Annotated in this window: 16 protein-coding genes; 13 read left to right on the top strand and 3 right to left on the bottom strand. The window is 73.8% G+C overall.

Annotated features, from left to right (window positions below; translation table 11 throughout):
* Nucleotides 1-140 precede the first annotated feature (140 nt).
* Entirely contained in the window at nucleotides 141-1,550 is a 1,410-nt protein-coding gene (locus AX737_RS13530; protein WP_066922114.1) for an ATP-binding protein, read from the bottom strand.
* Nucleotides 1,551-1,843: 293 nt separating this feature from the next.
* Here AX737_RS13530 and ribH point away from each other — a divergent pair, with 293 nt between their 5' ends.
* The 3 genes from ribH to thiL are packed head-to-tail and all read left to right on the top strand — an operon-like array spanning nucleotide 1,844 to nucleotide 3,799.
* Nucleotides 1,844-2,332, top strand: coding sequence for a 6,7-dimethyl-8-ribityllumazine synthase (ribH, locus tag AX737_RS13525; protein WP_066922112.1), 489 nt, complete (start codon nucleotides 1,844-1,846; stop codon nucleotides 2,330-2,332).
* A 4-nt stretch (nucleotides 2,333-2,336) separates the two neighbouring features.
* Nucleotides 2,337-2,807 (top strand): transcription antitermination factor NusB, encoded by a 471-nt coding sequence (gene nusB / locus AX737_RS13520; protein WP_082773030.1) that lies wholly within the window; start codon nucleotides 2,337-2,339, stop codon nucleotides 2,805-2,807.
* Nucleotides 2,804-3,799 (top strand): thiamine-phosphate kinase, encoded by a 996-nt coding sequence (gene thiL, locus AX737_RS13515; RefSeq protein ID WP_066922110.1) that lies wholly within the window; start codon nucleotides 2,804-2,806, stop codon nucleotides 3,797-3,799. Before nusB ends, thiL begins: the two co-directional genes overlap by 4 nt.
* 107 nt (nucleotides 3,800-3,906) lie before the next feature.
* On the opposite strand, the gene AX737_RS13510 is transcribed toward thiL, so the two are convergent.
* On the bottom strand, nucleotides 3,907-4,404 hold the full coding sequence (locus AX737_RS13510; RefSeq protein WP_066922109.1) for an outer membrane protein assembly factor BamE: 498 nt from the start codon (nucleotides 4,402-4,404) through the stop codon (nucleotides 3,907-3,909).
* A 169-nt stretch (nucleotides 4,405-4,573) separates the two neighbouring features.
* Here AX737_RS13510 and AX737_RS13505 point away from each other — a divergent pair, with 169 nt between their 5' ends.
* From AX737_RS13505 to AX737_RS13485, 5 genes are all read left to right on the top strand, one after another.
* Nucleotides 4,574-5,143 (top strand): ubiquinol-cytochrome C chaperone family protein, encoded by a 570-nt coding sequence (locus AX737_RS13505; RefSeq protein ID WP_066922107.1) that lies wholly within the window; start codon nucleotides 4,574-4,576, stop codon nucleotides 5,141-5,143.
* The gene (locus AX737_RS13500) at nucleotides 5,140-5,649 is read left to right on the top strand and encodes a DUF177 domain-containing protein (RefSeq protein ID WP_066922105.1); all 510 of its coding nucleotides are present in this window, start codon (nucleotides 5,140-5,142) and stop codon (nucleotides 5,647-5,649) included. Before AX737_RS13505 ends, AX737_RS13500 begins: the two co-directional genes overlap by 4 nt.
* 229 nt (nucleotides 5,650-5,878) lie before the next feature.
* The gene (gene plsX / locus AX737_RS13495) at nucleotides 5,879-6,916 is read left to right on the top strand and encodes a phosphate acyltransferase PlsX (RefSeq protein ID WP_066922103.1); all 1,038 of its coding nucleotides are present in this window, start codon (nucleotides 5,879-5,881) and stop codon (nucleotides 6,914-6,916) included.
* Between the two features lie 160 nt (nucleotides 6,917-7,076).
* Nucleotides 7,077-8,051 carry a beta-ketoacyl-ACP synthase III gene (locus AX737_RS13490; RefSeq protein ID WP_066922101.1) on the top strand — a complete coding sequence of 325 codons (975 nt, stop codon included), beginning with the start codon at nucleotides 7,077-7,079 and terminating at the stop codon, nucleotides 8,049-8,051.
* A 129-nt stretch (nucleotides 8,052-8,180) separates the two neighbouring features.
* Complete coding sequence (locus tag AX737_RS13485; protein WP_066922099.1) at nucleotides 8,181-8,510, top strand: integration host factor subunit alpha; 330 nt, start codon at nucleotides 8,181-8,183, stop codon at nucleotides 8,508-8,510.
* 20 nt (nucleotides 8,511-8,530) lie between these two features.
* On the opposite strand, the gene AX737_RS13480 is transcribed toward AX737_RS13485, so the two are convergent.
* Entirely contained in the window at nucleotides 8,531-8,818 is a 288-nt protein-coding gene (locus tag AX737_RS13480; RefSeq protein WP_066922097.1) for a hypothetical protein, read from the bottom strand.
* 147 nt (nucleotides 8,819-8,965) lie between these two features.
* Between AX737_RS13480 and AX737_RS13475 the strand changes: the two genes are divergently transcribed.
* The 5 genes from AX737_RS13475 to AX737_RS13455 form a co-directional block, all read left to right on the top strand.
* On the top strand, nucleotides 8,966-9,289 hold the full coding sequence (locus AX737_RS13475) for a DUF2293 domain-containing protein (protein ID WP_238231760.1): 324 nt from the start codon (nucleotides 8,966-8,968) through the stop codon (nucleotides 9,287-9,289).
* A gap of 66 nt (nucleotides 9,290-9,355) precedes the next feature.
* Nucleotides 9,356-9,565 carry a molybdopterin-binding protein gene (locus AX737_RS13470; protein WP_066922095.1) on the top strand — a complete coding sequence of 70 codons (210 nt, stop codon included), beginning with the start codon at nucleotides 9,356-9,358 and terminating at the stop codon, nucleotides 9,563-9,565.
* Nucleotides 9,566-9,657: 92 nt separating this feature from the next.
* Nucleotides 9,658-10,710, top strand: a complete 1,053-nt coding sequence (tsaD, locus tag AX737_RS13465; RefSeq protein ID WP_066922093.1) for a tRNA (adenosine(37)-N6)-threonylcarbamoyltransferase complex transferase subunit TsaD — start codon at nucleotides 9,658-9,660, stop codon at nucleotides 10,708-10,710.
* Nucleotides 10,711-10,778: 68 nt separating this feature from the next.
* On the top strand, nucleotides 10,779-11,720 hold the full coding sequence (locus AX737_RS13460) for a GNAT family N-acetyltransferase (protein WP_238231779.1): 942 nt from the start codon (nucleotides 10,779-10,781) through the stop codon (nucleotides 11,718-11,720).
* Nucleotides 11,717-12,143: NAD(P)-binding domain-containing protein (locus AX737_RS13455; protein WP_197430570.1), on the top strand; the 427-nt coding region annotated here is incomplete at its 3' end. The genes AX737_RS13460 and AX737_RS13455, both read left to right, overlap by 4 nt.

Raw genomic sequence — 12,143 nt, 5'->3', positions numbered from 1 at the left:
CCCGGCTTTCTGCGAAAGCAGACCTCTCCCTATGGGAGAGGGGACCCGCGCCTCATCCGGGGTCTCTCGAAGAGTGTCCGAGGCGGTCTCGCCGGACCTCCCTCGGTTCGATCGCCCCGCGGGCGAGAGCGCCGCTCCAATCAGGCCGGAACCCGCACGGTCGCCCGCAGGCCGCCGAGCGGGCTGTCGTGGAGCGTGACGTCGCCGCCATGCGCCCGGGCGATGTCGCGCGCGATGGCGAGGCCGAGGCCCGAGCCGCCCGCGTCCTGGCGCGCGTCGTCGAGCCGCACGAAGGGCTTGAACACCTCCTCGCGGCTCTCGGGCGGGATGCCCGGCCCGTCGTCGTCGATCGAGACGAGGACGCTGCGCCCCTCGCGCCGGCCCGAGATTGCCACGCTCTCGCCGTAGCGCGCGGCGTTGGCCGCGAGGTTGAACAGGCAGCGCCGGAAGGCGTCCGGGCGCACCGTCACGGTCGGGGGGCCGTCGAGGTCCACCGCGTCCACGTGGGCGCCGAGGCGCTCCACGTCGGTGCGCAGGTCCTCGAGCATCGCCCGCATGTCGGTGGGTGCTGCGGCCTCGGCCGAGTCGCCGCGCGCGAAGGCGAGGTAGCCCTCCAGCATCCGGCTCATCTCGTCCACGTCCCGCTGCAGGTCCTCGATCTCGGGCGTCTGCTCGATCAGCGCCAGCGAGAGCCGGAAGCGGGTGATGATGGTGCGCAGGTCGTGGCTGACCCCGTTCAGCATCGTGGTGCGCTGCTCCATCGCCCGCTCGATGCGCCGCCTCATCTCGATGAAGGCGTGGCCGGCCTGCCGGACCTCGCGCGCCCCGCGGGGCCGGAACTCGATCTCGCGGCCCTTGCCGAAGCCCTCCGCCACCGCGGCGAGCCGGAGGATCGGCTTGATCTGGTTGCGCAGGAACAGGATCGCGACCCCGAGCAGAACCATGGAGGAGCCGGTCATCCAGACCAGGAAGATGTGCGAGTTCGAGGCGTAGGCCTGGCTGCGCCGGGCCGTGATCCGCATCACCCCCTCGGGGATCGCCACGCGGATCTCGATGAGGTTCGAGCGCCCCACCGTGTCGATCCAGAAGGGCCGCCCGATCTGCCGCTTGATCTCGTCGGAGAGCGCCTCGTCGAGGATCGAGAAGAAGGGCCGCGGCCCGGCCGGCGGGAGCTTTGCCCCCTTGAGGATGTCGAGGTCGAGGCTCAGGCGCTCGCCCGCGATCCGGGCCAGCGTCTCGGCGTCCCGGTCCTGCGGGTAGCTCTCGTAGATGTCGATCAGCGCCGCGACGTCGGAGGTGACCGCCGAGGACAGCCGCTTCGTCACGAGCTGCCAGTGGCGCTCCATGAAGGTGTAGGCGATCACCGATTGCAGCAGCACCACGGGCGCGATGATGATGATCAGCGAGCGCGCGTAGAGGCCCTTCGGCAGGACGTCGCCGATCGCGCGGGACACCCGCTTCCAGAGGCGGCGCGGCCGGCCCAGCAATCCGCTGCGCGGCGCGGTCGGGGCACCGCGATCCGTCTCGTTTGCCGTGAGGGTCGGTTCCATGGCGCGGACTCGCCGCCGGATCATCGCACGCGTCGGGGATGGGCCCTTATGGCACCGCGGGTCGGCGTCACCAACTGTCGCCGCGCCGAGGGGCGCTCCCCGGCTTCCGGCTCGAGCGCTGAGGTCCGGCGGGTTCGAGCCCGGAGGGGTGGCGGGCGGCCGGTCCGCCCCGGCCGCGCTTGTCGGCGCGCCCGCTTCGGTCTAACGCTCGCGGCCCCGAACACCGGTCGGCGCGGGCCGCCGGTGACGGCGCGGCGCTCACGCCCCATCTCACCGCTTCGGGTCCTAGCGACATGGTTGCACACAGCCGGGGGGCCTCTGCCCCCATCAAGATTCCGGGCGCGCGGGTCCTCGTGATCGAGGCGCGCTTCTACGACGCCCTCGCCGACCAGCTGCTCGCGGGCGCCGAGGGCGCGATCGCGGCCGCCGGGGCCGAGGCCACGGTCGTCACGGTGCCGGGGGCGCTGGAGATCCCCGCGACCGCCGCGATCCTGCTCGACGCCGCCGAGCGGCGCGGCACGCCCTACGACGCCGTGGTGGCGCTCGGCTGCGTCATCCGCGGCGAGACCGGGCACTACGACATCGTGGCGGGCGAGAGTTCGCGCGGGCTGATGGATCTCGCGGTCGCGCGCGCGCTGCCGCTCGGCAACGGCATCCTCACCGTCGAGAACGAGGCGCAGGCCTGGGCCCGCGCCCGCGTCTCCGAGATGAACAAGGGCGGTGGCGCGGCCGAGGCCGCGCTCGCCGTCCTCGCCCTGAAACGCGCAGCCGAGGGAGTGTGAGGCCGTGACGAAGATCGAAGGGCGCGCCGGCGCGCGGCTCGCCGTGGTGCAGGCCCTCTACGACATGGACATCTCCGGCAAGGGCGTCCTCGACGCGCTGGCCGAGTTCGAGGCCCACTGGATCGGCCGCGAGATCGACGGCGTCGCCCATCCGCCGGCCGAGACCGCCTTCTTCCGCGACCTCCTGCGCGGCGCGGTCGAGGAGCAGCGCGCCATCGACCCGCAGATCGACCAGGCGCTGACGCAGGGCTGGCCGCTGCGCCGGATCGAGGCCGTGCTGCGGGCGATCCTGCGGGCGGGCGCCTACGAGCTGATGTTCCGCCGCGACGTGCCGGCGCGTGCCGCGATCTCGCAGTACGTGGACGTGGCCCACAGCTTCTACACCGGCGACGAGCCGGGCCTCGTCAACGCGGTGCTCGACCGGATCGCCCGCCAGACCCGGGCCGACGAGCTGGCCCAGCAGAAGCGCGGGTGAGCGGGAAGGCCCCGCGCCTCTCCGAGGAGGGGCTGATCGCGCGCCACTTCGCGCCGCTCGCCGGCCCCGGCGCGGACGGGTTGCGGGACGACGCCGCGAGCCTCGCGCCCACGCCCGGCCACGACCTCGTCCTCACGGTCGATGCCGTGGTGGCGGGCGTGCACTACTTCCCCGACGACCCGCCGGCCTCGGTCGCCGCGAAGGCGCTCGCGGTCAATCTCTCGGACCTCGCCGCCAAGGGCGCCGCGCCGCGCGGCTTCCTGCTGACCCTGGCGCTCAGCCCGGACTGGACGGAGGACTGGCTCGCCGCCTTCGCGGGCGGGCTCGGCGCGGCCGCGGCGCGGCACGGCTGCCCGCTGCTCGGCGGCGACACCGTGCGGGCGGCGGGGCCGACGCTCGTCAGCGTCACCGCCTTCGGCGAGGTGCCGGCGGGCGGCATCGTCCGGCGCGGCACGGCCCGGCCCGGCGACGTGATCTGCGTGAGCGGCACGATCGGCGACGCGGCGCTCGGACTCCGGCTGCGGCTCGAACCGGAGGCGGCGTGGGCCCGCGCGCTCACGCCCGAGGACCGCGCGCATCTCGCCGACCGCTACCTGCACCCGCGTCCGCGCCTCGCCCTGGCACCCGCGATCCGGCGCTGCGCCACCGCCGCCATGGACGTCTCGGACGGGCTCGTGGGCGACCTCGCCAAGATGCTGCCGGGGCGGGGCGCCACGGTCGAGATCGCCGCCGTGCCGCTCTCGCCGGCCGCCGCCGCCGCGATCCGCCTCGCCCCGGACCTCATCGACGCGGCGCTCTCCGGCGGGGACGATTACGAGATCCTCTGCACGGTGGCGCCGCGGGACCTCGACGCCTTCCGGGCCGCCGCCGCCGAGGCGGGCGTGCCGGTCGCGGCGATCGGAACGGTCGCGGCGGGGGAGGGGGCTCCGCTGTTCCGTGAGCCGGACGGCGGCGTGCGCCGCTTCGCCCGCGGCGCGTTCAGCCACTTCTGAGAGCGGGCCGGTCGAGCGGCCGGAACGCGCAGGATCCGTCCCCCCGCGCGGCGGGCCGAGGACTTGCGGGACACGGGGACGGGGAGGCGCAAGCCTCCCCCGCCGGCTCACATGCCGCGGTTGGCGCCCGGGACGATGCTGGTGCCGGAGCCGCTGCCGAAGGGCTCGTAGCGCGTCAGGCCGCGGAAGAGCTGGCTGAGGAAGGCCCGGTCCTGGCCGCTCGTCGGCGTGGTGCGCTCGATGAAGTCGAACACCTTGCCGTCCTGCAGGCCGTAGAGAGCCACGCGCTCGACCTTGAAGGCGGGGGTGAAGTACACCGCCGTCACCTTCTGATCGTCCACCCGCTCGCCGAGGAACATCACCGTGCGGCTGGTGTTCTGCGAGATGTAGTACCAGGACTTGTTGCCGACCGTGGACACCGTCGAGGGCGTGCCGAGGGTCTGCAGCACCTGCTCGGCGCTCATGCCGGGCTTGACCGCCGCGAGCGCGGCCTGGTCGAGCTGGTAGCCGTGGCGGATTTCCTCGCCGATGCAGCCCGAGAGGGCGACGCCGAGGCCGCCGAGGAGGGCGACACGCGCCAGTGACGAGACGAGACGGCGCCGCATCGGCCCCCCTTGCAGTCGCTGTGTTGGAAGGCGTGGGCGCGCCCGGAAACGGCACCCGCCACGCTTGCACCTTGACGGTGGGTTGCCGTACCGCGGGGTTATGGCTTTGACAAGGCAAGCTCGGCCACACGGCCGGGGAGAAGCCGGCCGGCACCGGCGAGGACCTGAGATGATCGCCCGATTCTTCCGCCGCGAGGATGCGCGGCGGCGCCTGATCGAGACGCTGCACCTGCGCATCAACGAGGCATCCCGCGCGCCGGCCCTCTACACGGGGCTCGGCGTGCCCGACAGCGTCGAGGGGCGGTTCGAGGCCTTGTGCCTCCACGTCATCCTCGTGCTGCGCCGGATGCGGGCGCTGCCCGAGCCCGCCGCGGACGTGGCGCAGGATCTCGTCAACGCGGTCTTCCTCCAGCTCGACGCGGCGCTGCGCGAACTCGGCGTCGGCGATTTCGGCGTGCCCAAGCGCATGAAGAAGCTCGGCGCGGCCTTCTACGGCCGGGCCGAGGGCTACGACGCGGCCCTCGACGCGGGCGACGTGGCGGCCCTGCAGGCGGCGCTCGCCCGCAACGTGCTCGGCCAGGACGGCGCGGAGCACGCGCCCGCGGAGGCGGCCGGGCTCGCCGCCTACGTGCGGGCGGCGGCCGCGGCGCTGGAGGGCAGCGACCTCGACGGGCTGCTGGAGGCCGGGCCGCGCTTCCCCGAGCCGGCCGGGTTCATCGATTCAGGAGTCAGCGCATGAAGCCCACGGACAAGCCCGGCCCGCTCTCGCGGGTGGTCAACGTCGATCGGCTGCCGCAGGGGCGCGGCAGCGTCACCGTCGAGGCGAGCCCGGCGGAGGCCGAGGCGCTGGCCCGGGACTTCAAGATCCCGGCGATCCGCGACCTCGTCGGCCGCTTCGACATCGCGGGCTCGCTGAACCGCCTGCGGGTGACCGGCACGGTCGAGGCCGCGGTCACGCAGGTCTGCAGCGTGACGCTGGAGCCGTTCGAATCGCGGGTCAGCGAGCCCGTCGAGGTGGAGTTCACCGACACCGACCAGCTCGCCGGCACCGACGCCGAGGAGGCGGACGTGCCCGACCCGATCGTCGGCGGGCGCGTCGATTTCGGGGCGCTCACCGCCGAGTTCCTGGCCCTCGGCCTCGATCCGTACCCGCGGAAACCCGGCGTCAGCTTCGAGCCGGTCCAGGCCGGCGAGGACCCGAACCCCTTCGCGGCCCTGCAGCGCTTGCGCGACGAGAAGGGGTGAGGCCGCGGGGGCTGCAACCCGCGGCCCGCAGAAATCGTTTGCCCGCCGGGGCTGGATCGCTATTTTCCGCCGCGCCGGGCAAGGCTCGCCGCGTCGGCCGATGGCGGGAGGGACCCGCCGCCGGAGCGGTCGCGCGTCGCCCGCTCCACACCTGCTCCCGTCCGCGCGAACGGCCCGGCGTCCAACGCCCCGTCCGACGCCGCTGCAAAGGCCGCGATCGCCAGAGACCATGTCAGAACGCGTGCGCATCTCGCTCGACGCCATGGGCGGCGATCACGGGCCGTCGACGGTCGTCCCGGGCGCAGCCATCGCCCGCGAGCGGCATCCCGGGACGACCTTCATCATGTTCGGCGACGAGGCCGTGGTCGGCCCGCTGATCGAGGCCGAGCCGCGCCTCAAGGGCGCGGTGGAGCTGCGCCACACCACGGTCGCCGTCGCGATGGACGACAAGCCGAGCCAGGCCGTCCGCCAGGGCCGGGGCAAGTCCTCGATGTGGCGCGCCATCCAGGCCGTGCGCGACGGCGAGGCGGACGCCGCCGTCTCGGCCGGCAACACCGGCGCGCTCATGGCGATGTCGAAGATCTGCCTAAAGACCATGGCGGGCATCGAGCGCCCCGCCATCGCCTGCCTCTGGCCGACCGTCCGCGGCGAGAGCGTGGTGCTCGATGTCGGCGCCACGATCGGGACGGATGCCGAGCACCTCGTCGAGATGGCCGTGATGGGCTCGGCCATGGCCCGCATCGTGTTCGACCTGGAGCGCCCGACCGTGGGGCTCCTCAACGTCGGCACCGAGGAGATGAAGGGCAACGAGGCCGTGAAGGAGGCCGCCCGCCTCCTGCGCGAGCACGATGCCGCCAACTTCTCGTATCACGGGTTCGTCGAGGGCACCGATCTCGGCCGCGGCACCGTGGACGTGGTGGTGACCGAGGGCTTCACCGGCAACATCGCGCTCAAGACCGCCGAGGGCACCGCCAAGCAGATCTCGACCTACCTGCGCTCGGCCATGACCCGCACGCTCTCGGCCAAGATCGGTGCGCTCTTCGCCCGCCAGGCCTTCCGGGCGCTGAAGGACAAGATGAACCCGAGCCGAGCCAACGGCGGCGTCTTCCTGGGTCTCGAGGGCATCGTCATCAAGAGCCACGGCTCGGAGAACGCGGCGGGCTTCGCCTCGGCGGTGGACCTTGCCCACGACATGGCCCGCCACGACCTGATGCGCACGATCCGCGACATGCTGGACGAGACGCCGACCACGATGGCGCGGGTCTAGGACCCCGCCGAGCTTACGACACCGTCCGCCGACGCGGCGGGCCCGGAACCTGAGAGGCCGTTGTCCCGCCCGGAACCGGGTACGGCCTCGGACGTGTTCCGAAGGATGAGGGAAGGGGCGCGACGGGCCGGACGGTCCGGGCGCTCCGGGAAGGAACACGATGACAAGCCTGCGTTCCGTCGTGGTCGGCACCGGATCGAGCCTGCCCGCCCGGGCGGTGACCAATGCCGAGCTCACAGAGCGGGTCGACACGTCCGACGAATGGATCGTCCAGCGCACCGGCATCCGGCAGCGCTATCTCGCGGGCCCGGAGGAGACCACCTCGGTCCTCGGCACCCGCGCAGGCTTGGCGGCCCTCGACGATGCCGGGCTGGGGCCGGACGACATCGACCTCGTGATCTGTGCGACCTCGACGCCCGATCACACCTTTCCGTCCACCGCGACCCAGATCCAGGCGGCGCTCGGCATCCGGCAGGGCGCGGCCTTCGACCTGCAGGCGGTCTGCGCCGGCTTCGTCTTCGCGGTCACCACCGCCGACAAGTTCCTGGCCACCGGCGGGGCGCGGCGCGCCCTGGTGATCGGCGCCGAGACCTTCTCGCGCATCGTCGACTGGGAGGACCGCACCACCTGCGTGCTGTTCGGCGACGGCGCGGGCGCGGTCGTGCTGGAAGCCCGCGACGCCGAGACGGCGCAGGGCCGCGGCGTGCTCTCCGCGAGCCTGCGCTCGGACGGGCGGCACCGCGAGAAGCTCTACGTGGACGGCGGCCCGGGCTCGACCGGCACGACCGGCCACCTGCGCATGGAGGGCCGCGAGGTCTTCCGCTTCGCGGTGGGCTCGGTCACCGACGTGATCGTCGAGGCGCTGGAGCGGGCCGGGGCGAGCGCCTCCGACCTCGACTGGTTCGTGCCCCACCAGGCCAACCGCCGCATCATCGAGGCCTCGGCCGACAAGATCGGGATCGCCCGCGAGAAGATCGTCCTCACCGTCGATCGGCACGGCAACACTTCGGCCGCCTCGATCCCGCTGGCCCTCGACGTCGCCCGCCGGGACGGGCGCATCCGGGAGGGCGACCTCGTGATGATCGAGGCGATCGGCGGCGGCTTCAGCTGGGGCGCCGCCCTGATCCGCTGGTAGGCCGCCCCGATTTCGGCGAGCGAAGCGCGGACACGCGGTTGACCCCGGCCGGGGCGCCGATTAGCGTGCCGGATCATAGGGATACGCCGTAAACGGCCGTGTCCCGGACAATCTCCAGGGGGGTGAGGCATGACGGGCAAGACGGTCACACGCGCCGATCTGAGCGAGGCCGTCTACCAGCAGGTCGGTCTGTCGCGGGCCGAGTCCGCGGCGCTCGTCGAGACCGTGCTGACCGAGATCTGCACCTGCCTCGCCGAGGGCGAGACGGTGAAGCTCTCCTCGTTCGGCTCCTTCGTGGTGCGCAGCAAGGGGCGCCGGGTCGGCCGCAACCCGAAGACCGGGGTCGAGGTCGAGATCGAGCCGCGGCAGGTGATGGTGTTCAAGCCCTCGAACGTGCTGAAGGCCCGCATCAACGGCTCGCACGTCGCCAACGGTGCCGACGACACCGACGACGATTGAGGGCGGGCGCGGGACGCGCCTCAGCAGCCCCGGCAGATCGAGCCCAGCGTCGAGCGCATCCGGGAGTCCCAGGCCTTGTCGCGAGCCTCCGCGGCCTTCTGCGCCTTGACCATCGCGGCCTCGTTGATCGGCTTCATGGGCGCCCCGGCCCCTCCGCCGGGCGGCTTCGTCTGACCCGTCGCCGTCAGGCTGCGGGCCGCGCGGGGGGCGGCCGGATCGCCGGGCTGCGCCAGGGCCGGCGCGGCACCGATGGCCAGGGCCAGCGCGAGGGCCGCGCGCGGCAGGGGAGGGCACGTGATACGGCGCATGGACGAGGTCTCCCGGTGCCCGCGCGGGGCCGTGTTCCTGGACGCGCAGGATCGAACGCGCGCCGGTCGGGATTATGACAGCGTTGCGGTGCGGGGAAAGGCGGCAAAATGGGGATGCCCGTGAGACCTGCCCGGCCCGGACCCGCGATGGACCGGCGCGCGCGTGTCGCCGACGCCTTGCGGCGCCTCGCCCCCCGCCTGCCCGAATTCGAGAGCGAGGCCACGATCGACCGGGCGCTCCTGAGTCCCGGCCTGCGCAACGCCGCCCCCGAGACCGCGGCCCGGCTCGCCCTGCTCGCCTACGCGCGCCACGTCTTCACCGAGTACGACGACCTCCTGGCCGACGGCTACGACCGCGACAGCGCCCGGCACTTCGTCCTCGACGACCTGAACGCCGCCCTGGCCGGGTGGGGTGCCGCGCCGATCCCCGAGGATGCGCCGGAGGCGGGCGAGGATCCCGCCGATTTGTGAGGCGTCCCCCACGGGCGAGCCTGCTACAGACGCCTGCCGCTTCGGTGAGAGAGGGAACTGGATGCCATGAAGATCAGTGCGCGCAACGTGCTCAAGGGCAAGGTCGTCTCGGTCGAGAAGGGCGCCACCACGGCCCACGTCAAGATCGAGGTCGCGCCCGGCCAGGTCGTCACCGCGGCGATCACCAACGATTCGGTCGATGCGCTGAAGCTTGGCGTCGGCTCGGACGCCTACGCGGTGGTGAAGGCCTCCGACGTCATGGTGGCGGTGGACTGAGCGGACGCGGGAATAGCCGGCGCGGCGCGTTGCGACGGGCCGCGCCGCGCGGCTAGAAGGGACGCCCGAAGGCGCCCCCGGACGATCCATCGATGAAGATCCTCGGCATCGAGACCACCTGCGACGAGACCGCCGCCGCCATCGTCGCGCACGATGAGGAGGGCGGCGCCTCCATCCTCGCCAACGAGGTGCTGAGTCAGATCGCCGAGCACGCCGCCTATGGCGGCGTCGTGCCCGAGATCGCCGCGCGCGCGCATGTCGAGGTGCTCGACCGCCTGATCGACCGCGCCCTCGAACGGGCGGGCCTCGGGCTGCGCGACCTCGACGGCATCGCGGTGGCGGCCGGGCCGGGCCTGATCGGCGGCGTGCTGATCGGCCTCGTCACGGCCAAGACCCTGGCCCTCGTCACCCGCAAGCCGTTGCTCGCGGTGAACCATCTGGAGGCGCACGCCCTGACCGCCCGCCTCACGGACGGGCTCGCCTTCCCCTACCTGCTCCTGCTGGCCTCGGGCGGCCACACCCAGCTCGTCGCCGTGAAGGGCGTCGGGCAGTATGTCCGTCTCGGCGGCACCGTCGACGACGCGATCGGCGAGGCCTTCGACAAGGTCGCCAAGCTCCTGGGGCTCGGCTATCCGGGCGGTCCGGAGGTCGAGCGCATGGCCGAGTCCGGAGACCCGGAGCGCTTCGCCCTGCCGCGCCCGATGCTCGGGCGGCGCGAGGCGGATTTCTCGCTCTCCGGCCTGAAGACGGCGCTGCGGGTCGAGGCCGAGCGGATCGCGCCGCTGGCCGAGCGCGACGTCGCCGACCTCTGCGCCAGCTTCCAGGCGGCGATCACCGACGTGGTGGTGGACCGGGCACGCATGGCGCTGCGCGCCTTCTCGGGCGTGGCCGGCCATCCCACCGCCCTGGTGGCGGCCGGCGGCGTCTCGGCCAACGGCGCCATCCGGCGCGCGCTGGCCGCGCTCGCCGGCGAGGCGGGCCTCGCGTTCGTGGCGCCCCCGCTCCAGCTCTGCGGCGACAACGGCGCGATGATCGCCTGGGCTGGCCTGGAGCGCCTGCGCCTGGGGCTGACCGACGACCTCACCGTGCCGGCCCGGGCGCGCTGGCCCTTCGCCGAGAAGCCGGCCGCCGCGGTCGCCGGGTGAGGGCGCCCCGCCTCGTCCTGCCGCGCGGCAATTTTTCGGCGATCCGCGCCGCGGCGCCCCTCTCCGCCATCCCGGTCCCGGCCGCGGCGGATCCGCAGGCGCGCTGGCGCGACCTCATCGACCGGCGCCTGCCCGAGGCCGCCCGGGCCCGCCCGGACTGGCCGGTGCACCGCGATCACGGCTTCGCCCGCATCCTGCTCGACAATGCCTGCGGCGGCCCCTGGCGCGAGAGCGTGGGCGTGCCCGCCTGGGCCAACCTGCCGCCGGAGCGGCTCGCCCTGGCGATCGAGCTCGGCGAGGCGGTGCTCGCGGGCCACGCGGAGCTCGACCTGCTGAACCGCCGCTCGCTGCTCTGGCGCGGCAGGGGACGGGCGGCGCCCGCACCCGACGAACTCGTCGTGCCGGGCGGCCTCCTGCTGCGACGCTGGCGGCGGGGCGACGACGCGCCCTTCGCAGCCCTCAACGCCGACCCGGCCGTGATGGCGCATTTTCCGAGCGTGCGCGGCCGTGCCGAGAGCCTGAACGAGGCGCGCGCCTTCGACCGGCGCTTCGCGGCGGACGGGTTCGGCCCCTGGGCGGTCGAGGAGGCGGGCCGCTTCGTCGGCTTCGTCGGCGCCCTGCGGATGATGCGGCCGATGCCGTTCCCGGGCGGCGAGCGGCCCGGCGAGGGCGTCGAGATCGGCTGGCGTCTCGCCCGCGGCGCCTGGGGCCGGGGCATCGCGACGCGCGCGGCCCGCGCCGCCCTCGCGGACCTGTTCGGGCGCTGCGGCGTGGCCGCGGTCGTGGCCTACACGGCGGAGGGCAATGTCCCCTCGCGCCGGGTGATGGAGCGTCTGGGCATGCGCCCGGACGGGTCCTTCGCCCACCCGGCCATCGCGGCGAACCATCCGCTGAGCCGCCATATCCTGTACCGCCTGGGGGCGCGGGACTTGCCCAAGCAGGACTTGCCCAAGCAGGACTTGCCCGAGCAGGACTTGCCCGAGCGGGACTTGCCCGGAGAGAGCGCATGAGCGGGAACGGATCGATCGCGGTGGTCGGCGGCGGGGCCTGGGGAACGGCGCTCGCCAACGCGGTCGCGGGCCGCCATTCCGTGACGCTGTGGCTGCGCGACCCGGAGGCCGCCGCGCGGATCGAGGAGACCCGCGAGAACGCCCGCTACCTGCCGGGCGTGCCGCTCCATCCCGGCATCCGGGCGACCGCGGACGCGACCGCCCTGCGCGAGGCCGGCACGGTGCTCCTCGTCACCCCGGCCCAGACCGCGCGCGCGGTGCTCGTGCGGCTCGGTCCCGATCTGCGACCGGGCGCGCCGGTCGTGCTCTGCGCGAAGGGCATCGAGCGCGGCACGGACGCCTTCATGAGCGCGGTCGCGGCCGAGATGCTGCCCGCCGGCACGCCGGTCGCGGTGCTCTCCGGCCCGAGCTTCGCGGCGGACG

The organism is Methylobacterium sp. CCH5-D2, assembly GCF_001556475.1.
Taxonomy (GTDB): domain Bacteria; phylum Pseudomonadota; class Alphaproteobacteria; order Rhizobiales; family Beijerinckiaceae; genus Methylobacterium; species Methylobacterium hispanicum.
Note: the sequence above shows the minus strand (reverse complement) of the source record. Positions and strands in the feature narration are given on the sequence as shown.

Excerpts from the sequence above, each read along its gene's own strand:
- AX737_RS13500 (WP_066922105.1), top strand. The coding sequence starts at position 5,140 with ATGAAGCCCACGGACAAGCCCGGCCCGCTCTCGCGGGTGGTCAACGTC.
- AX737_RS13530 (WP_066922114.1), bottom strand. The coding sequence starts at position 1,550 with ATGGAACCGACCCTCACGGCAAACGAGACGGATCGCGGTGCCCCGACC.
- AX737_RS13505 (WP_066922107.1), top strand. The coding sequence starts at position 4,574 with ATGATCGCCCGATTCTTCCGCCGCGAGGATGCGCGGCGGCGCCTGATC.
- AX737_RS13510 (WP_066922109.1), bottom strand. The coding sequence starts at position 4,404 with ATGCGGCGCCGTCTCGTCTCGTCACTGGCGCGTGTCGCCCTCCTCGGC.
- AX737_RS13470 (WP_066922095.1), top strand. The coding sequence starts at position 9,356 with ATGAAGATCAGTGCGCGCAACGTGCTCAAGGGCAAGGTCGTCTCGGTC.
- AX737_RS13490 (WP_066922101.1), top strand. The coding sequence starts at position 7,077 with ATGACAAGCCTGCGTTCCGTCGTGGTCGGCACCGGATCGAGCCTGCCC.
- tsaD (WP_066922093.1), top strand. The coding sequence starts at position 9,658 with ATGAAGATCCTCGGCATCGAGACCACCTGCGACGAGACCGCCGCCGCC.
- plsX (WP_066922103.1), top strand. The coding sequence starts at position 5,879 with ATGTCAGAACGCGTGCGCATCTCGCTCGACGCCATGGGCGGCGATCAC.
- ribH (WP_066922112.1), top strand. The coding sequence starts at position 1,844 with ATGGTTGCACACAGCCGGGGGGCCTCTGCCCCCATCAAGATTCCGGGC.
- AX737_RS13485 (WP_066922099.1), top strand. The coding sequence starts at position 8,181 with ATGACGGGCAAGACGGTCACACGCGCCGATCTGAGCGAGGCCGTCTAC.
- AX737_RS13475 (WP_238231760.1), top strand. The coding sequence starts at position 8,966 with ATGGACCGGCGCGCGCGTGTCGCCGACGCCTTGCGGCGCCTCGCCCCC.
- AX737_RS13480 (WP_066922097.1), bottom strand. The coding sequence starts at position 8,818 with ATGCGCCGTATCACGTGCCCTCCCCTGCCGCGCGCGGCCCTCGCGCTG.